A 19,711-nucleotide genomic window follows, 5' to 3' on the forward strand; every position below is an offset into this window, starting at 1 on the left:
TATTGCATGAAGTATATTGAAATGGAAAACAGGGGCAATTATGGCGTCAGAGAGAGCAGATGAACTTTACAAAGCTTTAATAGAAAAAGGCTATCCTAAGGAGTTGTGTTCAGAGATCGCATACAAGTATCTGAACACAGATTATACAGCAACGCGTATGTTGGGGTATCTGTATCGGATGACAGAAATACCAAAGGTAGAAGTGATTGTTGATGAAATGATTGCAATTTTGAGTGACAGGGATCAGCTTATAAAGAAAAAAGAATCGGAGCATGCGCAGGCCACGATCAGTGAAGTGTATCGGAACGGCCTTTAGAGAATGGGGGAATTGATATGGTTAAGATAATTTCAGACAGCACATGTGATCTTTCGCCGGAATTGGTAAAAAGATACGATATTGATATATTGCCGCTTCATATTCTTCTTGGTGAAAAGGAATACGAAGATGGTAAAAATATAACTCCTGAAGAAATTTTTGCATGGTCAGATGAACATAAGACTACGCCAAAAACATCTGCACCGTCTCTGGCAGATGCAGTGGAGATAATGCGTCCTTATGTTGAAGAAAAAAGAGAAGTTATCTGTTTTTCAATATCATCAAGTATGTCAACTTCCGGGAATGTTATGCGTCTCGCTGCAGAAGACCTGGAGGCAGCAGATTTCGTAACAGTCATTGATTCTGCAAATCTTTCTACGGGTATTGGCCTTCTGGTTATCGAAGCCGCAGTAATGGCACAGGAAGGCAAAAGTGTCGCAGAAATTACAGCAGTGATTGAACATCTGAAACCAAAGGTACGTGCAAGTTTTATTGTAGATACACTATTATATCTGTATCGCGGCGGACGATGCAATGCTGTCTCTGCAATGGCAGGAAGCGTGTTGAAATTGCACCCGAAAATTGTCGTAGAAAACGGAGCTATGAATGCGGCTAAGAAGTATCGTGGAAAATTGAAATCAGTTATTATCTCCTATGTTAAAGATATGGAGACAGACCTTAAAAATGCATGCCCGGAGCGTGTATTTATCACACATTCCGGATGTGACAGAGAAGTTGTCGAAGAGGTACGTGCATATCTGCAGGGACTGGGGATTTTTCAGGAGATCCTTGAGACCCGTGCCGGTGGCGTAATTTCCAGTCACTGCGGCCCGGGGACGCTGGGAGTGCTGTTTATTGCGAAATAGTGTACGAATGAAAAGAGGAATTGCCATATGTTAAATATAAATGCAATTCCTCTTTTTACAAATTCTTTTGAGGAGAAATAAGAATTATGGGGAAAATGTGGGAGGAAGAGATAGAAACTATCAATGTGGAAAATACATTTGGATATGAGATAAAATTTTATCCGAATGTAGAATATGTGAAAAAGAATGATCAGGCTTTATATTTGCAGATCATTGTGCCAAAACCTTTTGGACAGGATGAAGAACAGTTTCGGAGACCTCTGATCGTATTCGTGCAGGGATCGGGCTGGAGAAAACAGCCCATTTATTTTAATTTGCCGAAAATGATTCGCATGTGCCAGAAGGGATATACGGTAGCAATCGTAGAATACCGTTCAAGTGATATTGCACCTTTTCCGGCACAGATTAAGGATGTAAAAGACGCAATACGTTTTATGAAAAAACATGCACATACGTATGATGTAGATGTTGACAGAATTGCATTGTGGGGAGACTCAAGTGGCGGACATACGGCGGTAATGGCCGGAATTACCGGGGAAAGAGAACTGCAGGGTGAGGAGAATAAAGAAATCAGTTCAGAAGTTAACTGCATTATTGACTGGTTTGGGCCTGTAAATATCATTGAAATGGTAAAAGAATCTGGTAATCCTTATTACGATGAACCGAACAGTCCGTTAGGTGATTTTATCGGACATAAAAAAATAAGTGAAAATACAGAGACTGCACAAAAAACAAATATATTAAAATATATTCACGAAGAATATAAAATTCCACCAATGCTGATCATGCATGGGGATAAGGATCAGATTGTACCATTTACGCAATCGCTTAAGTTGTATAAAAAAATGAAAGAGAAAAATAAAGACGTAAGATTTATTTGTGTAAAAAATGCAGGCCATGGAAATGGTGGATTTTCCAATGAAAAAATTCTTCAGATAGTAGATCAGTTTATAAGAGAAAAATTTCAAATCTAGGAACTTTCAAAATAACGGGCAGAGACTGTGCGATTAACAGTGCTAAAATTGGTAAAAAGATCAGATAAAAAGTTGATATTTGCTTTTATACATGCTAATATCAGAGATAGTAAATATCTTTTTTCAGTGTACTTTTGTTGTATGTTTTAACGTTTCCTTAATATGACAAAAGGAGAAAATCTATGGAGTTAAAAAAATATCGGAGATATTCAGAGATTACACGTGGATTGAAAAAAGCTGAACTGGTTTTAAAAAATGCAAAGATTGTGAATGTCTTTACCGGAGAGCTTGTAAATGGCGATATAGCAATCGAGGATGGAATGATCGTAGGAATTGGTTCTTATGAAGGGGAGACAGAACGGGATGTGACCGGAAAGTATATTTGTCCGGGATTTATAGACAGTCATCTTCATCTGGAATCAACATTGGTAACACCGGGTGAGCTGATAACTGTTGCATCCCAGCATGGTACAACTACATTTATTGTAGATCCTCATGAATCGGCAAATGTTTCTGGTCTTGCGGGAATTGATTATATTATAGATCAGACAGAAAATGTCAGTGCAAATGTGTTTGTCATGATGCCTTCCTGCGTTCCGGCAACTTCTATTGATGACAATGGCTGTACGCTGACTGCAGAAGATATGGCACCATATCTGGAAAAGCAACGGGTGCTGGGGCTTGGAGAAGTCATGGACTATATTTCTGTGGTAAATGGTGATATTGATATGCATCAGAAATTAACATTGTTTGAGAGCAGAGTTCGTGATGGACATGCACCGTTTTTGGCAGAGCAGGATTTACAGGCATATGCGATGGCTGGAATAAAGACGGATCATGAATGTTCTGATTTTGAATATGCTATGAGTGAACGGAGAAATGGTATGACAATACTGATTCGTGAAGGAAGTGCGGCCAGAAATATAGATGCCATTGTTTCCGGACTGGTCCAAAACCATATGAATGGGGAAGGATTCTGCTTTTGCACAGATGATAAGCATATTGAGGATATTGAACGAGAGGGGCATATTGACCATAATGTGCGGAGAGCTATAGAACTGGGAATGAATCCGATTGATGCTATCAAAATGGCAACGATTCATTCAGCAGAGTGCTATGGCCTGCATAATATGGGTGCAGTGGCGCCTGGATATCAGGCTGACCTGCTTGTGCTTGATGATCTGGAAAAGGTATCCATAAATGATGTTTATTATAAGGGAAAAGTAATAAAAAAAGATAAAGAGATTGCCCTCAGAAGCTGTCCGTCAGAATTGAAAAATACAGTTCATGTAGGCAGATTTTCTGAGGATGATCTGAAACTGGAATCACCAGATGGATGTTTTACAGTAATAAAAATGCAAGATGGGCAAATCACTACGAAAAAGCAGAAAAAAATTTTTTCTGATAAACCGTGTTCCTTTAAAGCTGACAAAGAATTCCAGAAAATTGCTGTGATCGAGAGACATCGGGCGACTGGAAAAACAGGAGTAGGTATTGTCAGTGGATTTGGTATCCAGGGAGGGGCAATTGCTTCCAGTGTATCTCATGATTCTCATAATATCATTGTAATTGGAGATAATGATGAGGATATGAAACTGGCTGTAGAAGAACTTATCCGCGTGCAGGGAGGATATACGATCATATCAGACCATAAGGTTTTTGATACACTTGAACTGCCGGTGATGGGGCTTATGAGCGATGCCGGGTACCGGTACAGTAATCATAAACTGAAAATTATGATAGACAAAGCTCATAAAATGGGTGTTAGAAAGGGAATTGACCCTTTCATAACGTTATCCTTTATGGCGCTTCCTGTAATACCGGAAATCCGTATTACTCCAAGAGGAATTTATGATGTTTTGAGTGGTGATTTTTACCAGAATTAAAAACACAGAAGGTTAAAGAAGGAGAAGCATGAATGAAGCCAACTGTAAGAAATATTGCCGAAAAAGCGAATGTTTCTACTGCCAGTGTATCTCTGGTATTGAATGATAAACCTTCAAGAATAACAGAAGCAACCAGAGAGAGAATACTGGAAGCAGCAAGGGAACTTGGCTATAATTTTGAAGAGAAAAAGAAAAAAGAAAAACAGATAAAAGAAAACCGGGAAGAAATTATAAAAAGCTCTGCGGTAATAGGTGTCATACGTCCGCGTTATTACAATGAATTTCTGGATGCCTGTCAGAAGGGAATTGATCAGTATAGTCGGGTGTACGGATATCATACGGTAATCTGTGCGGGAAATGATACTACAAAACAGACTCTGGACAGTATACAGTTTCTGAAAAGTTTAAAAGTAGCAGGACTCATCGTTATTCCGCCTATGGATATGAACATAGAAAAGAATAATGAAAAATTAGGTCGTGCACTGAAAGACGCTGGGATTCCGTTTCTGCTTCTGAATCAGGCGATTGACAGAGTATATTGTGATTTTATCACTGCGGACAACAAAAGCGGTGGTTATATGGCGACAGAATATCTGATCCATAATGGCTATGATAAGATTGGCATGATAGTAGGAAACAGAGAAGTATATACCTGTCGTAAAAGAATTGAAGGATATAAAGAAGCGCTGGCATTTTATAATATTTCCATTAAAGAGGAATACATTTATTATGGTCAGTATAAGCGGCAGACTGGTTATGAAGGAATGAAATATCTGTATGATCTTGGCGTGAAGGCTGTTTTTGCTTATGATGATGAAATTGCACTGGGGGTTTATCAGTATGCAGGGGAAAATGGACTCACGATTGGAAAAGATATTTCAGTTGTAGGTTTTGATGATGTTTATGTATCGGCTGTTCTGACTCCGCCACTGACTACGATAGCACAACCGGGAGAGCAGATGGGAAAAAAGGCCTGCGAGACAATCATTAACCGTATTACGGGCAAAGACAAGGAAGCTGTAAGAAATACATATTTTTCTCCGATTCTGGTAGAAAGAAATTCTGTTAAAATGGAAAAATGATCAGATCGTTGTGAATGAAAAAACAGTAATGTTTGAAAAGTTAATATAATATAAAAATTACTCCGCAAAATGATAAAGCGGAGTAATTTTTTTGCCTAATATTTGTATTTTAAATTTAGATATAATGCATAAAAAACAAAAACATATAGAATATTAATCAATGTTAACCAGTAAAAATTAGGGATATAATAGAATAAAATTCTGACAATATATAAAATATGCAAATATGAATAAAAAATATAAAGAAAATAAAGGCCATACAAACAAAATGTGATTAACAAATTAGATTGACAAACCTGATAAATTGGTTATAATTAGGTTAACAAAGGGAAACGTGTGAAACAAACAAAAGACTACAAAAAATGTTAATCACAATTTTACCAAAAGGAGGAAACTAAATGAAAAGAAAAGCATTAGCAGCAATTATGGCAACAGCAGTTGTCGTAAGCTCACTGGCAGGTTGCGGGGTTTCGACAGGAAGTGATACCTCAAAGGAAGAAACGAAGGAAGAAGCAAAAGAGGAGACAAGTGATACGACAACGGATGCAGCGGCAACAGAAGACACAGCGGAAGATACAGAAGAAGTTGCAAAAGCATCTGATGATTCCATGAAAGACAGAGAAGAGATCAACCTCTGGTTCTGGGGTGCAGAGCCTTATGCACAGGAAGCCATGAAGGAATATCTGGTTGATGCATACAACAATTCTCAGGACAAATATCAGCTGGTTGTTGAATTCAGACCGTCTGTAGATTCTGATATGACGACAGCACTTGCTGCTAATCAGGGGCCGGATATTGTCTATGGCTCAGGTCCTGCTTTTGTAATGCCACTGGTAGAAGCAGGAAAACTTGAACCAATGGATGATTATTCTGAAGAATATGGATGGGAAGACAGAATCCTGCAGCCATATTATGAGTCCGGAACAGTTGATGGTAAACTTTACAGTCTGACAAACGGAATCAGTACAATGGGTGTTTTCTATAATAAGAAAGTACTTGAAGATAATGGATGGGAAGTTCCGACAACAATCGAAGAAATGGAAAAGATCATGGACGAAGCTATGGAAAAAGGCTTATATGCTTCCGTTACAGGAAATAAAGGATGGCAGCCTGTAAATGAGAACTATGGTTCACTTTTCCTGACTCATGTGGCAACACCGGATACGGTTTATAAATGTCTTACCGGTGAAGAAAGCTGGAATAACGATGACGTAAAAGCTGCAATTGAAAAATCCAAAGAATGGTGGGACAAAGGATATCTTGCAGGCGACGATTACGTGAACCTGAACTTCAGCGAGTCCTTACAACTTCTGGCGGATGAAAAAGCCCCGTTCTTTATTGGACCATCTATCGCATTTCAGTGGGCAGCTTCCTTCTTTACAGATGATAAGACCGAGAATATTGCATTTATCCCATTCCCGGCAACAGAAGAAGTTCCGGATGAGACGTATACACTTGGTGCAGCCTGCACGTTATCTATTAATGCAAATGTGAGCCAGGAACACAAAGATGAAGCAGCCAAGATCATTGACATTATGATGTCACCTGAGTTTACGCAGGAGATGACAACTGCATGGCCAGGATATTGGGGAACTCCACTGAAAGATCTGTCTTCAGTTGACACATCTGATATGGGATACCTTTCAAAATCTTTTATGGATGTAGTTCAGAACGTGTCTGCAGCAGTAGAAAAAGGCAACTTTGGATACTATGACAATGTATTCTTCCCGGCTGATACACAGCAGAGAATCGTAAATATTGATGAAGTATGGTTTGGCACATCGACTGTTGATGAGTATGTAGATTCTCTTGAAAATGCATTTAAGGCAGAGTTTGACAAGGGACTTGTTCCTCCGATTCCGAAACCGGCAGGAATTGAATAAGAAAAGGTGATTTAAAGAAATACTAACAGAAAACCGGCAGATGGTTTTGGGTGTTCCCAGATGCCATCTGCCACTTTTGTAAATAAGGGAGGCTGGTTGCTCAATGAGCAAGAAGAAAAAAATCAACTGGAACTATCTGCTGATTGCTCCGGCACTGCTTATAAGTGTGTGCGTTATTCTGGTTCCTGGAATTATGACAGTAGTCTATTCTTTTACAGATTGGAATGGTCTGTCACCAGACATTAACTTTATCGGATTGCAAAACTATCAGGAACTATTTCATGACAATATTTTTTTTACAGCAATCAAAAATAATTTTATCTGGGCAATTATGTTCCTTACTATTCCTGTTTTTCTGGGAATGTTATCAGCAATGCTGCTTCTCAGCAGAAAGAAAACAAGAAGCATTTATCAGGTTGCATTTCTGATTCCCTATGTATTAGCACCGTCAGTTAATGCAATGCTCTGGCTGAATATCATGTTCAGTCCGGTAGTTGGCGTAGTGGCGTTTCTTAGAAATACATTTGGCTGGGACATCAGTTCGCCGCTTGCAAATATGAAAACAGCAATCTATGCCTGTGCCGGTGTTGATATCTGGCATTACTGGAGTTACCTGACAGTTATCTATCTGGCAGCACTGAGACAGGTTCCTACAGATCAGGTGGAAGCTGCGAGAGTAGAAGGATGCAATGGATGGCAGTTATTCAGATACGTGTATCTTCCGAATATCATGCCTACAATAAAACTTATGTTTATTATGATTACCATCGGTTCCTTCCTGTCCTTTGATTATGTCAAATTACTTACAGGTGGCGGTCCGGCTCATTCAACAGAAGTGCTTGGTACCTATGCATATTCTTTTGCATTTGGCTCAATGAAAGTCGGCAAAGCGGCAGCAGTTGGAATGTTTATCAGCATTTTTGGTCTGATCGCATCAATCATTTATGCACGTATGACGCAAAAGGAATCTATGGAATAGGAGGAACGGTCAGTTATGGGAGCTTCATCATTAAGAAAGAAGATAACAGTAAATACGATCATTCATCTGATTTTGATATTGCTGGCTGTTATCTGTCTCTTTCCTATAGTTTTGGTATTTATTAACAGTTTTAAAGAAAATTCGGAGATTGTAAGAAACCCTTTAAGTCTGCCGGATATTCTCCATTTGGAAAATTACATTCAGGCATGGACAACAGGTAAATTTGCAAAAGGTTTTCTGAACAGTATAAAGCTTACCGGTTGTACCGTGATCATAGTATTGTTTTGTTCAACTCTGGCCGGCTATGTACTTTCCGGTAAAAGAATTAAAGGAAGTGGAGCAATCTTAATGTATTTTATGGTAGCCATGACAGTTCCAATCCAGTTGTTCCTTTTTCCATTGTACTATGCTTATGCCAAAATGAATCTGATCGGAAATATTCCTGCAACAAGTGTAATTCTGGCGGCAACTTATATGCCACTTGCAATCTTTCTTATGAGAACTTTTTTCCTGAATGTTCCAAAAGAACTGGAGGAAGCGGCAAGAATTGATGGTGCAAACACAAGGCAGGTCATCTGGTCTGTAATGAGACCTGTAGTTTCTCCGGGAATGATCACAGTGGCGATCCTGATTGGACTTCAGTCATGGAATGAATATCTGATCACGTCTACTTTCCTGCAGGGAGAGAAAAACTTTACAGCAACACTGGGATTCCTTTCCATGAGCGGAAGCTATGGCTCCAACATGTCGATATTGATGGCATCTGCCATGATATTGATCGGACCGATCATCATTTTCTTCCTGCTGACACAGAAACATTTTATTGACGGTATGGTAAGCGGGGCTGTCAAAGGTTAAAGAAAGGAAATAAGAAAAATGGGATTACAGAAATATAGAAATGACGTATATGCAGGCGTTCTTGGAAAAATCCTTGGTGTTTATCTGGGACGTCCTGTAGAGGGATGGACATTTGAAAAGATTAAAGATACTTTTGGAAAAGTTGCTTATTACAAAAACCATAAAACAGGAGCACCGCTGATTGTTCCGGATGATGATATATCAGGAACATTTGCATTTTTCAGAGCGTTGGAGGATTCCGGATATAAGGCTGACATTACAGCAGAGGAGATTGGCAATGCATGGCTGAATTATATTGTTGAAAACGAGACGATTCTCTGGTGGGGAGGACTGTGCAGAAGCACAGAACATACGGCGTATCTGAGACTGAAAAATGGCATTAAAGCACCGGAAAGCGGCTCCATAAAGTTAAATGGACAAAGTATGGCAGAGCAGATCGGTGCTGAGATTTTTATCGATACCTGGGCAATGGTAAATCCGGTAAATCCGGAAAGGGCTGCAAAGATGGCAAGAGAAGCGGCCAGTGTAAGCCATGATGGAGTAGCCGTTGATGCTGCAGTATATCTGGCAGTTATGGAGGCAATGGCTTTTGAAGAAAAAGATATCAATAAGCTTCTGGATGAGGGGCTGAAATATATTGATAATGATGATTTTAAGAAACTGATCGCTGAACTGAGAGAGAGATGTGCAAAAGCAGCAGACTGGTATGAAGTAAGACAGTGGATCGCAGAGGAACATGGATATGATAAATATCCTGGAAACTGCCCGATGATCACAAATCATCTGACACTTCTTATGGCGTTTATCATGGGAGGAGACGATTTCCAGAAATCCTGCATGATCGCATGCTCAGCCGGCTGGGACACAGACTGCAACAGTGGAAATGTAGGATGCCTGAACGGAATCAGACTTGGCCTTGATGGTTTTAACAGAGGAGCAGATTTGCGAAAACCGGTGGCAGACAGGCTTTATGTAGTTACAAGTGACGGTGGGTCCTGTATTTCTGATGCAGTCATAGAGACTCGTAAGATTCTCAGAGCTGCGGCAGCATTAAATGGTGAAACGATTGATCTTCCGGAAGAGAGATTTGCATTTGAGTACCCTGGTTCTGTTCAGGGAATCATTCCTTATGAAGGCGATAAAGAAGAACAGGTACTTACAAAAATTGAGAATTCATATGAAACGACAGGAGAATACGGATGCAGAATTTCTTATGAAGGTCTTGCAAGTGGGGTTCATGCTTCGGCAGCAGTAGATACGTTTATCGATCTGAAGCCAAAGGGAAAAGAAGGAACCAGTTATTTTGATGTTCTGTGCTGCCCGACTCTTTACAGTGGACAGGATATTAAAATGGTAGTTCATGCACCGGCAGAAAAGAATCCTGAACTGGAATTATTTCTTGAATATTTTGATGGGAATGATGAACTGCAGAATTTGTACTGTGGAAAAAATCAACTGAAGCAGGGAATGAATACAATCACTATGAGAGTACCTGATACAGAAGGCCATCCGATTTTCAGACTTGGTATTCGGCTTACAAGTGAGGAGAGACTGGATGGAAGCATTATCCTTAAATCTCTTGACTGGTCCAATGCACCGGCACTTTACAGAATGGGAAAATCCATGGAGATGACGCCTTCGCTGACACCGTGGACAACAACAACTTCCTGGTTGAAAACTTTTGTTTCATCGGCAGATCACTTCAATCCGGATTATACAGTTACATTCTCTGTCTGCCATGCAGTAAAGAACGGAGTTGTAACAACCGGAACTGCAGACTGGGCAGATTATTCTGTAAAAAGCACGATTACTTTTTCTCAGCAGGATGCAGCAGGACTTGTTGCAAGGGCAAAGGGACACAGAAGATATTATGGGGCTGTACTTACAGAAGGATGTGCACTGATCTATCGCCAGCAGGATGAAAAAAGAACTGAAATTGCCAGAAAACCTTATGATTATAAAATCGACCATACGTATGATGTTGAATTCAAAGTAAAAGGTGACACCCTGACAATGCTTATTGATGGTGAGGCAGCTGTAGAGGGAAAAGATGCTGCTTATGACAGAGGGCAGGCAGGATTTGTGGTTGACAGTGGAGCAATACTTGGAGATGGATTTGAAATTCGCAGACTGTAGGAAGTGAATCCGGAGGGAAGGACAGATGATAAAACAGTTTGAAGATAAAATTTATGCAGGTGTCCTTGGAAAGATACTGGGAGTGTATCTGGGACGTCCGGTAGAGGGATGGAGTTACCAGAAAATCCAGGATACTTTTGATGAAGTAAAATATTATGTACATGATAAAGTGGGGGTTCCGCTTATTGTGGCAGATGATGATATTTCCGGGACTTTTGGCTTTTTCAGAGCAATCGAAGATAATGGATATGACAGAAATCTGCCGGCGAGAGCATTTGGTGACACCTGGTTAAACTATATTATCGAGAACAGAACGATTCTCTGGTGGGGCGGTCTTGGCCGTTCTACGGAGCATACGGCATTTCTGAATCTGAAAAATGGAATGGATGCACCAGAGAGCGGATCCATGAAAGTGAATGGAAAAACTCTTTCCGAGCAGATTGGTGCACAGATTTTTATTGATGCGATTGCAATGGCGTGTCCGGATGATCCGGATCTGGCAGTAGACCTTGTGAGAAAAGCGGCGAGTGTAAGTCATGACGGAATCGCAGTTCAGGCAGCCTGCCATCTGGCAGCACTGGAAGCGATGGCATTTACAGAGAAGAATGTAGATATACTTCTGGACAGAGCTGCAAAATATGTGACAGATCCGCTTCTTACGGAGATTATTGCTGACGTAAGAGATATCTGCAGTAAGGAAAAGGACTGGAGAAAAGTAAGAGCTTATCTTGATCCTAAATATGGTTATGGCGTATGGCCAGGATGCTGTCATATGGTTCCGAACCATGCGATGGTGATTGCATCTATTTTGCTTGGCGGAGATGATTTTCAGAAGTCTATCAGTATCGCTGCTTCAGCGGCATGGGATACAGACTGTAATGCAGGTAATGTGGGGGCATTTAATGGAATCCGACTTGGAATTGATGGAATCAATGCGGGAGCAGATTTTCGGACACCAGTTGCAGACCTTATGTATGTGGTAACTGCAGATGGCGGTTCTGTTGTGACAGATGCTGTACTGGAAACAAAAAGGATTGTAAATACAGCAGCTCATCTTGCAGGAGAAAAAGTTGAGATATCTGATGAAAGATATACTTTTGAATATCCGGGGGCTGTACAGGGATTTACCCCCTGTGAGTTTGATCATGGATGCATGAGTGCGGTATCTGTACATAATAAGAATGAAAACAGCCGGGAGAATGCACTGGTAATTGACTGTGACTGTGTTGCAGACGGTGTGACTGCAAATGTCTCCACACAGACATTTATAGATTTTTCGAAAGTTGCACTGAATTTCTCTACGGTAGCTTCGCCTACACTTTATTCTTCTCAGACAGTGAAGACAAAGGCGAGTGTGGGAAAAGATCAGGAAGTATTTCTGACACCATATATTCTTTATTATGATCTTGATAATAACAGTCAGGTTATTTATGGAGAACCGTGGAAACTTACTCAGGAAGTACAGGAATTTTCCTGGAAAGTGCCGGATACAAAGGGTATGGCCATTTACAAGCTGGGTTACCAGGTTTCTTCAGTTAAGAGATTTTGTGGAAACGTATTTATTTACGGTATTGACTGGAAGGGGGCACCGACTGACTTTGCACAGAGAGGTATGCTGATGACTTCTATCTGGAATACAAATCCTCTGTGGCTGGCAAGTTTTGCAAGTTCGGCGGCGCAGTTTGCAGCTGATTTTAACCAGACTTACTGTGTGTCTCATCAGGAGAACGACGGACTGGTAACGATTGGAACAAGAGACTGGAAAGATTATAAGATAGGATCTACGGTTTATTACAATCTGCATAAGGCGGGTGGAATGGTGATCAGAAGCGTCGGACATAAGAGATATTATGGTGCTGTACTTACCGGCTATAATAAAGCACAGATCTTTGTTCAGAAAGATAAAGAGCGCAGAATACTCGCAGAAAAGGAATTTAAATATGAGGAAGACAAGCCTTATAAACTGGAGTTTGCTGCATATGGAGATCAGTTAAGTTTCATGGTAAATGGGGAAAAGATTTTAACAGCAAATGATGAAACTTATTCATGTGGCGGTGCAGGCTTTACCATTTCCAGAGGAACTATGACTTGTGACAGCTTTATCGTACAGGGAGAATGAGATGAAATACATAATTGCTTCAACAGCAGTAACAGATGAGATTCATTTTGCAGATGGAAAAAGAGTGGAAACTGTAGCAGGCGGGGCAGGAATCTATGCATTATGTGGGATAAAGCTCTGGTGCGATGATGTAATGCTGGCGACCGGCGTCGGGGCAGATTTTCAGGAAATTTATGGAAAATGGTATGAAGAAAACAACATATCGATGGACGGTCTGCTCATAAAGGATGAAAAAACACCGCATACAGTAATTAATTATTTCGAGGACGGTGAACGCGAGGAAATACCTCTTTATGGTCCGGATCATTACAAAAAGATTGAGACAGTGCCGGAAGATCTGGAGCCATATTTTGAGACTGCAAAGGGAATTTATATATTTAAGAACAGTAGCCCTGAATACTGGAAAAAGATTATTGAATATAAAAAGACTTCCAGTGTAAAGGTGATGTGGGAAATAGGATGCGATGCAACTTACCCGGAGAATTATCAGAAGGTTAAAGAAATTGCAAGGTATATGGATATCTTTTCTATCAATCTTACAGAGTCTAAAAATATGATGGGGAAAGATGATCTTGAAGAAATCATAAAGGAGTATCAGAGTTTTGGCATTCCGTTGGTTTTTCTGAGAAGAGGAGCTGAAGGAGCGGTGATGATCACACCGGATGAAGTAACTTACGTCCCTTCCCAGAAAAATGTAAATGTGGTAGATCCTACAGGAGGTGGGAACAGTTCATCAGGAGCGGTACTTTATGGATTTTGTGAAGGTTTTTCACCGGAAACCTGCGGTATTATGGGAAGTATTTCTGCAGCAATGTGTCTGGGACAGTATGGTGTACCGGAAAGAATAACCGAAGAGATGCGGCGGGAGGCAATGCGACGTGTTGAGTAACAGGATCAGACAGAAGGAATCGATAAAAGAGATTCATAAAATAATGTCCATGAGATACAAAATTATGAAATAGAGAAATGAGGAAAATGATAATGAGTAAATATGATAATGCTATGAGTCGTCAGGTAGAAAGTCTTCCGGATCTTATTGAGCAGCAGTATGAGGATCTGGAACCAAAAACAAGGACGGTGCTTTCTTTTCAGGAAATTTTTAATATTCAGAGAATTGTTCTTACAGGATGTGGAGATTCCTACGCAGCGGCAATGGCGACAAAACATGCATTTGAAATGCTGACTTCTATTCCGACGGAAGTTGTACCTGCCATTGAACTGAGTCGTTTTTATTGTGAAAAACATATGGGAATTGACTGCCGTAATCCATTGGTTATTTCTGTAAGTAATTCAGGAACCGGTGCAAGAGTTTCTGAAGCGGTGCAGAGGGCGAGAAAATATGGATGTTATGTACTTGGAGTAACAGGAAATCTGGACTCTCCATTGGCAGAGTATTCGGATAAGGTTCTGAAACTTGATATTCCGGGATTTGAAAGTGCACCTGGAACCAGAAGCTATCTTGTAAGTGTCATGTCTCTTCTTCTGCTGGCAATTCGTTGGGCAGAAGTGCGCGGTAAACTGACACAGGATCAGGCAATGGATTATCGTATGGATATCAGAAATCAGGGAGAACTTCTGAGGAAACTTCTTCCGGAAATGGAAACAAAATGCGAAAAACTTGCAGAAGAATGGAAAGATTTTCCTTGCTATGATTTTATTGGAGCAGGATTTGACTATGCAACAGCATGGTTTGGACAGGCGAAAATTCTTGAGGCAACCGGAAAATTTGCAATGCATATCAACTCTGAAGAGTGGTTCCATCTGAACTTTTTTGCAAGAGATGCAAAACATATGGGAACCGTTATAGTTGCAAACACTACAAACCCGGCGATGAGCAGAAACCGTGAATTGCTGAAATATGCAAATGAGCTTCACAGACCGCTTGCGGTTATCACAGATGGAAGTGCAGAAGACTTTAACAATGAACCAGCGGAGTATATAAAAGTTCCTGCAGCTAAATATCCGATCACGATGCCGTTGACACATTTTGCACCTGTATGCCTGTTGGCCAGCTATATTTCCGTGCTGATCGGAGAGAAATATGGAAGAGGATGTGAAGGAGACTGGTCATTCTGTGATGGTGGATACTGTGTAAAAAACAGTGAGATCATTGTGAAATAAGAAAAAGGAGAATATTACATAATGGCAGTTTTAAAAAATATAAAAATTTCAACAACCTATAATGAAGTACATGATATTACAGCAGATGTAAAAAAAGTAGTAGAGGAAAGTAGAATTCAGGAAGGAATCTGCATTGTTCATAACATGCATTCTACTGCGGGTCTGGCCGTATTTTCACCATGGGATCCGGATGGATTTGTGGATCTGGATGAGGAAATCAGAAGGCTTGTTCCTACAAGAATTGATTTTAAACATCAGCATGATACACCGCAGGACGCAGCAGGCCATATTAAATGTGCATTACTGGGAGTAACAGAGACATTTATCGTACATAATGGAAAGTTACTTCTGGGCGGTTCACAGGGGATTTATTTCCTGGAATTTGACGGACCAAGAAATCGTGAATTCTATGTAAAAGTAGTGGAAGACAAATAATAAAGAGAATAAAAAGGAGGCTGTTAATATGAAGAAAATAATTCTTGACTGTGATCCGGGTATGGATGACTCTATGGCGATCATTATGGCTGCAAAATCTCCGGAACTTAATCTGCTTGCGGTAACAGCAGTAAACGGAAATTATCCGGTTGATGTGACAAGTACGAATGCCAGAAAAATCATGGAGCTTCTTGATATAACAAATATTCCGGTAGCAAGAGGAATGGAAAAACCAATAGTAAGAGAAGCACCGAAAGATCCGTTCACACATGGAGCAGATGGACAGGCAGAGAATTTTCTTCCAGATCCAAAACTTCCTTTAAGTGAAAAACATGCGGTTGATCTTATCATTGATCTGGTAAAAGAAAACCCGGGTGAAATCACACTGGTTTCCACCGGTCCCATGAGTAATATTGCGATGGCGATTACAAAAGCTCCGGAAATTAAACCTATGATTAAAGAAATCGTTGCCATTTCAGGGGCATTTGGCTTAAATAAGTATGCATTTTTTAATGCAACAGGTGATACACCACAGAGTGAATGGAATGTCTATGTAGATCCGGAAGCGGCAAAGCTTGTTTATGAATCCGGAATTCCGCTTGTGGCACTGGGGCTTGATGTAGCAACATATTTTGATGTTAATTTTACAGATGATGATATCAGACTTCTGGATGAGAGTGATAAAAAAGAAGCCAAATTCCTCCGTCAGGCAATTCGTTATAATGGAAACAGAGGGTTTGATGCATACTGTACCGTTATTGACTGTATGGCAGTTGCATATGCAATTGATCCGACGCTGGTAGAGACAATGAAAGTCAGAGTTGGTGTAGAGACAAAGGATGGACTGACTCTTGGAATGACGGTTGTAGACAGAAGACATCATTTTGTATGGGAAAATCTGCCGTTAATTGAAATTGGCTGTAATGCAGATTATGGACGGTTCTTGAAATTACTTCTGGGACTGGTTTTGAAATAAGGAGAGAGAAATATAAATGTACAGATATCAGCATGATTTATTTAAGAAAGAAGCAATTTATATTGCAGGACCGGAATGTTTTTATACTTACGGATATGATGCGCTCGGAGCAATGAAGGCACGTGCCCATGCACTGGGATTCGGTGTTACCCTGCCGAATGATCACCCGCTGGATATGGAAAATCCTGATAAACAGAAAAGAGCTGACAGTATTTTTGCAGATCTTGATAAAGTAATGAAAGAAACAACGGTTATTATTGCAGATCTGGAAGCATATCGTGGAGCGGAACCTGACAGCGGAACTGTATATGAACTGGGAATGGCATATGCAAAAGGCGCCAGATGTTATGGATATACAAGAGATAAGAGAAGCCTTGCCACTAAGAATCAGAAGTCCTATCTGAAAGCCGGGAAGGTATATGACGAACGTGGAAATGTGATGCCGTATGCGGAACTGCCTTTTTCTCCCACGATCATAGGATCTACAAAGATCGTAGAAGGTGATTTTGATGATTGTCTGCATATGCTCATGACTGATATTGAAGAAGAATATAAATTTAAAGCAGGACGTGCAATTCAGGTAGATTATTCCTGCCATGTAACAGAAAATGAAAAGAAACGGCCACTGATTTATCTTGCCGGATTTGAAAGATATGATGCAGATGGAATGGAAGTTTTTGAAAAGATGAAAGAAATCTGTGCCAAACATGGATATGAAGCAATTTCCCCACTGGACCGGGCACCGGGAGTTGAGAATACGGATTCTGATAATCCATATATGAAAGCAATGAACTTATTTGACAGATTTCAGCAGCATGTCAGAAACTGCGACATTATTATAGCAAATCTGAACGATTATCGAGGATATGAGATTAATAATGATGTTGCCTTTGAATGTGGCATGGGGTATGAACTGGGAAAGAAACTGTACGGTTATATGGACAATACAGATAAATTGATTAATCGAATTCCAAGCCTGGGCGAGGACAGAGAATACCGTGACCAGACAGGAAGCAATGTAGAAGATTTTGATTATCCTGCAAATCTTATGTTCGGAAGCTCTATGACAATATTTGAAGGCAAGTTTGAAAGTATCATTGAAAAAATTATCAGTGACTTTGAAAGTAAAAACAAATAGAGATTTCAAAAAGGAGAAGATTGTATGGGCACACCACATAATAATGCCAGCGTAGGAGATATTGCTGAGAAAGTATTACTTCCAGGAGATCCGATGAGAGCAAAATTTATTGCAGAGAATTTTCTTGAAAATGCTGTCTGCTACAATGAAGTACGTGGAATGTATGGATTTACAGGAATTTATCATGGCGAAAAAGTTTCCGTTCAGGGAACCGGAATGGGAATGCCATCTATGCATATTTATGCAAATGAACTCATGCAGGTATATGGTGCAAAGAAACTGATTCGTATTGGAACCTGCGGAAGCTTTAAAGAAGGAATTAATCTGAAAGATGTAATCATTGCAATGGCTTCTACTACAGACTCCGGTATGAATAAGGACCGTTTTGGAAATATCTCTTTTGCGCCTACTGCAAGTTTTGAACTTTTAAAAGCTGCTTATGACAAGGCCAAAGAATTAAATGTAAAGGCAGTTGTAAGCAATATTTTTACCAGTGATAAATTTTATGATGACCGTGGAAAAGAGAAAAACAGTCTCCTGGCATCCTATGGAATTGCGGCTGTTGATATGGAAACCTGTGAACTTTATACATTGGCTGCGAAGAATGGTGCAGATGCGTTGACAATGCTAACAGTCAGTGACAATCTTTTGACGGGAGAGAAATGCTCCGCAGAAGAACGTCAGACAACTTTTAATGAGATGATACGTGTAGCGTTGGAAATTTAATGTAGTGCAAGTAGAGGGAGAGACTTATGAAACGCCGTGTTTCTAGTTGTTTTGGATAGCTTTGGTATTGGATATGAGCCCGATGCTGCTGATTTTGGAGATGGTGGGAGTAATACCCTGGCATCTGTTATAAAATCTGAATTTTATCATACACCAAATATGAAGAAGCTTGGTTTTTTTAATATTGATGGTGTAGAAGTTGGGGAAAAAGAAAAGAATGTGGCAGGGGCCTATGGCAGAATGCGTGAAAAGTCCAGAGGAAAAGATACAACTGTAGGACACTGGGAAATAGCGGGAGTTGTGTCGGAAAAACCATTACCAACATATCCGGACGGATTTCCGAAGGAAGTACTGGATAAATTTTCTGCACAGACAGGACGAAAGATTTTGTGTAATAAACCCTATTCTGGTACAGAAGTCATCAAGGATTATGGAAAAGAACAGGTGGAGACAGGTGCTCTGATTGTTTATACGTCAGCAGACAGTGTATTTCAGATTGCTGCGCATGAAGATGTGGTGCCGTTGGAAGAATTATATAACTATTGTAGGATTGCAAGAAAGATTCTTGTTGGAGAACATGGTGTTGGCAGAGTCATTGCCAGACCATTTATCGGAGAGTATCCGAATTATGTGAGAACAGCAAACCGTCATGATTTCTCCCTCACTCCGCCGAAAGATACGATGCTTGATGTGCTTGACAAAAATGGTTTTGACACAATCAGTATCGGTAAGATTTATGATATTTTTGCAGGCAGGGGAATTAAAAAGAGCATATCAACCAAGGGCAATACAGATGGTATTGGGCGTTGGTTTGAAGAACAGAAAGAAGATTTCAATGGAATTTGTTTCTTGAATCTTGTTGATTTTGATATGCTGTATGGACACAGAAATAATGTTGACGGATATGCAAAAGCAGCTACAGAATTTGATGAAGCTCTAGGCAAATTTATGAGCCAGATGCGGAGCGAAGACATTTTGATTATTACAGCAGACCATGGATGTGATCCGGGATTTAAAGGAACAGATCACACGCGAGAGTATACACCGATGCTGATGTATGGCAAAGATGTAAAATCAGGTGTAAATCTTGGAACAAGATTATGTTTTGGCGATATTGGTCAGACGATCCTTGATATATTTGGAATCGATGAAAATGTTCAAGGGGAAAGTTTTTGGAATGAAGTAAAACAAGAGAAGTGAATACAGATATGAATAA

The 19,711-nt window shown here is 40.1% G+C and carries 17 protein-coding genes; all 17 read left to right on the plus strand.

Annotation, left to right across the window (positions count from 1 at the left end; translation table 11 throughout):
- Window positions 1–40 precede the first annotated feature (40 nt).
- The 17 genes from KQI91_RS13415 to KQI91_RS13495 all read left to right on the plus strand — a co-directional run bounded on the left by KQI91_RS13415 (window position 41) and on the right by KQI91_RS13495 (window position 19,695).
- Complete coding sequence (locus KQI91_RS13415; protein ID WP_216393281.1) at window positions 41–316, plus strand: hypothetical protein; 276 nt, start codon at window positions 41–43, stop codon at window positions 314–316.
- A 17-nt stretch (window positions 317–333) separates the two neighbouring features.
- The gene (locus KQI91_RS13420) at window positions 334–1,182 is read left to right on the plus strand and encodes a DegV family protein (RefSeq protein WP_216393282.1); all 849 of its coding nucleotides are present in this window, start codon (window positions 334–336) and stop codon (window positions 1,180–1,182) included.
- An 86-nt stretch (window positions 1,183–1,268) separates the two neighbouring features.
- Window positions 1,269–2,156 carry a prolyl oligopeptidase family serine peptidase gene (locus KQI91_RS13425; RefSeq protein WP_216393283.1) on the plus strand — a complete coding sequence of 296 codons (888 nt, stop codon included), beginning with the start codon at window positions 1,269–1,271 and terminating at the stop codon, window positions 2,154–2,156.
- Window positions 2,157–2,338: 182 nt separating this feature from the next.
- Window positions 2,339–4,042 (plus strand): adenine deaminase, encoded by a 1,704-nt coding sequence (gene ade, locus KQI91_RS13430; protein ID WP_216393284.1) that lies wholly within the window; start codon window positions 2,339–2,341, stop codon window positions 4,040–4,042.
- Between the two features lie 32 nt (window positions 4,043–4,074).
- Window positions 4,075–5,124, plus strand: a complete 1,050-nt coding sequence (locus KQI91_RS13435) for a LacI family DNA-binding transcriptional regulator (protein WP_216393285.1) — start codon at window positions 4,075–4,077, stop codon at window positions 5,122–5,124.
- A 398-nt stretch (window positions 5,125–5,522) separates the two neighbouring features.
- Window positions 5,523–7,007, plus strand: coding sequence for an ABC transporter substrate-binding protein (locus KQI91_RS13440; RefSeq protein ID WP_216393286.1), 1,485 nt, complete (start codon window positions 5,523–5,525; stop codon window positions 7,005–7,007).
- Between the two features lie 103 nt (window positions 7,008–7,110).
- Entirely contained in the window at window positions 7,111–7,986 is an 876-nt protein-coding gene (locus KQI91_RS13445) for a carbohydrate ABC transporter permease (RefSeq protein ID WP_216393287.1), read from the plus strand.
- A gap of 15 nt (window positions 7,987–8,001) precedes the next feature.
- Window positions 8,002–8,844, plus strand: a complete 843-nt coding sequence (locus tag KQI91_RS13450; protein WP_216393288.1) for a carbohydrate ABC transporter permease — start codon at window positions 8,002–8,004, stop codon at window positions 8,842–8,844.
- 18 nt (window positions 8,845–8,862) lie between these two features.
- Window positions 8,863–10,980, plus strand: coding sequence for an ADP-ribosylglycohydrolase family protein (locus tag KQI91_RS13455; RefSeq protein WP_216393289.1), 2,118 nt, complete (start codon window positions 8,863–8,865; stop codon window positions 10,978–10,980).
- A gap of 25 nt (window positions 10,981–11,005) precedes the next feature.
- Complete coding sequence (locus tag KQI91_RS13460) at window positions 11,006–13,099, plus strand: ADP-ribosylglycohydrolase family protein (protein WP_216393290.1); 2,094 nt, start codon at window positions 11,006–11,008, stop codon at window positions 13,097–13,099.
- A 1-nt stretch (window position 13,100) separates the two neighbouring features.
- Window positions 13,101–13,988 (plus strand): carbohydrate kinase family protein, encoded by an 888-nt coding sequence (locus KQI91_RS13465; RefSeq protein WP_216393291.1) that lies wholly within the window; start codon window positions 13,101–13,103, stop codon window positions 13,986–13,988.
- 92 nt (window positions 13,989–14,080) lie between these two features.
- On the plus strand, window positions 14,081–15,220 hold the full coding sequence (locus KQI91_RS13470; RefSeq protein ID WP_216393292.1) for an SIS domain-containing protein: 1,140 nt from the start codon (window positions 14,081–14,083) through the stop codon (window positions 15,218–15,220).
- 21 nt (window positions 15,221–15,241) lie between these two features.
- Window positions 15,242–15,655, plus strand: coding sequence for a secondary thiamine-phosphate synthase enzyme YjbQ (locus KQI91_RS13475; RefSeq protein ID WP_216393293.1), 414 nt, complete (start codon window positions 15,242–15,244; stop codon window positions 15,653–15,655).
- A 28-nt stretch (window positions 15,656–15,683) separates the two neighbouring features.
- Entirely contained in the window at window positions 15,684–16,631 is a 948-nt protein-coding gene (locus KQI91_RS13480) for a nucleoside hydrolase (protein WP_216393294.1), read from the plus strand.
- 16 nt (window positions 16,632–16,647) lie between these two features.
- A complete protein-coding gene (locus KQI91_RS13485) occupies window positions 16,648–17,769 on the plus strand; it encodes a nucleoside 2-deoxyribosyltransferase (RefSeq protein WP_216393295.1) in 1,122 nt (373 codons plus the stop codon).
- Between the two features lie 24 nt (window positions 17,770–17,793).
- The gene (gene deoD / locus KQI91_RS13490) at window positions 17,794–18,495 is read left to right on the plus strand and encodes a purine-nucleoside phosphorylase (protein WP_216393296.1); all 702 of its coding nucleotides are present in this window, start codon (window positions 17,794–17,796) and stop codon (window positions 18,493–18,495) included.
- A gap of 36 nt (window positions 18,496–18,531) precedes the next feature.
- Window positions 18,532–19,695 carry a phosphopentomutase gene (locus tag KQI91_RS13495; RefSeq protein ID WP_216393297.1) on the plus strand — a complete coding sequence of 388 codons (1,164 nt, stop codon included), beginning with the start codon at window positions 18,532–18,534 and terminating at the stop codon, window positions 19,693–19,695.
- Window positions 19,696–19,711 lie beyond the last annotated feature (16 nt).

Source organism: Blautia sp. MSJ-19, assembly GCF_018918125.1.
In the GTDB taxonomy this organism is placed as follows: domain Bacteria; phylum Bacillota; class Clostridia; order Lachnospirales; family Lachnospiraceae; genus Blautia_A.

What these genes read in the sequence shown, in the direction of transcription:
- KQI91_RS13415 (WP_216393281.1), top strand. Translation starts at nt 41, where the DNA reads ATGGCGTCAGAGAGAGCAGATGAACTTTACAAAGCTTTAATAGAAAAA.
- KQI91_RS13420 (WP_216393282.1), top strand. Translation starts at nt 334, where the DNA reads ATGGTTAAGATAATTTCAGACAGCACATGTGATCTTTCGCCGGAATTG.
- KQI91_RS13425 (WP_216393283.1), top strand. Translation starts at nt 1,269, where the DNA reads ATGGGGAAAATGTGGGAGGAAGAGATAGAAACTATCAATGTGGAAAAT.
- ade (WP_216393284.1), top strand. Translation starts at nt 2,339, where the DNA reads ATGGAGTTAAAAAAATATCGGAGATATTCAGAGATTACACGTGGATTG.
- KQI91_RS13435 (WP_216393285.1), top strand. Translation starts at nt 4,075, where the DNA reads ATGAAGCCAACTGTAAGAAATATTGCCGAAAAAGCGAATGTTTCTACT.
- KQI91_RS13440 (WP_216393286.1), top strand. Translation starts at nt 5,523, where the DNA reads ATGAAAAGAAAAGCATTAGCAGCAATTATGGCAACAGCAGTTGTCGTA.
- KQI91_RS13445 (WP_216393287.1), top strand. Translation starts at nt 7,111, where the DNA reads ATGAGCAAGAAGAAAAAAATCAACTGGAACTATCTGCTGATTGCTCCG.
- KQI91_RS13450 (WP_216393288.1), top strand. Translation starts at nt 8,002, where the DNA reads ATGGGAGCTTCATCATTAAGAAAGAAGATAACAGTAAATACGATCATT.
- KQI91_RS13455 (WP_216393289.1), top strand. Translation starts at nt 8,863, where the DNA reads ATGGGATTACAGAAATATAGAAATGACGTATATGCAGGCGTTCTTGGA.
- KQI91_RS13460 (WP_216393290.1), top strand. Translation starts at nt 11,006, where the DNA reads ATGATAAAACAGTTTGAAGATAAAATTTATGCAGGTGTCCTTGGAAAG.
- KQI91_RS13465 (WP_216393291.1), top strand. Translation starts at nt 13,101, where the DNA reads ATGAAATACATAATTGCTTCAACAGCAGTAACAGATGAGATTCATTTT.
- KQI91_RS13470 (WP_216393292.1), top strand. Translation starts at nt 14,081, where the DNA reads ATGAGTAAATATGATAATGCTATGAGTCGTCAGGTAGAAAGTCTTCCG.
- KQI91_RS13475 (WP_216393293.1), top strand. Translation starts at nt 15,242, where the DNA reads ATGGCAGTTTTAAAAAATATAAAAATTTCAACAACCTATAATGAAGTA.
- KQI91_RS13480 (WP_216393294.1), top strand. Translation starts at nt 15,684, where the DNA reads ATGAAGAAAATAATTCTTGACTGTGATCCGGGTATGGATGACTCTATG.
- KQI91_RS13485 (WP_216393295.1), top strand. Translation starts at nt 16,648, where the DNA reads ATGTACAGATATCAGCATGATTTATTTAAGAAAGAAGCAATTTATATT.
- deoD (WP_216393296.1), top strand. Translation starts at nt 17,794, where the DNA reads ATGGGCACACCACATAATAATGCCAGCGTAGGAGATATTGCTGAGAAA.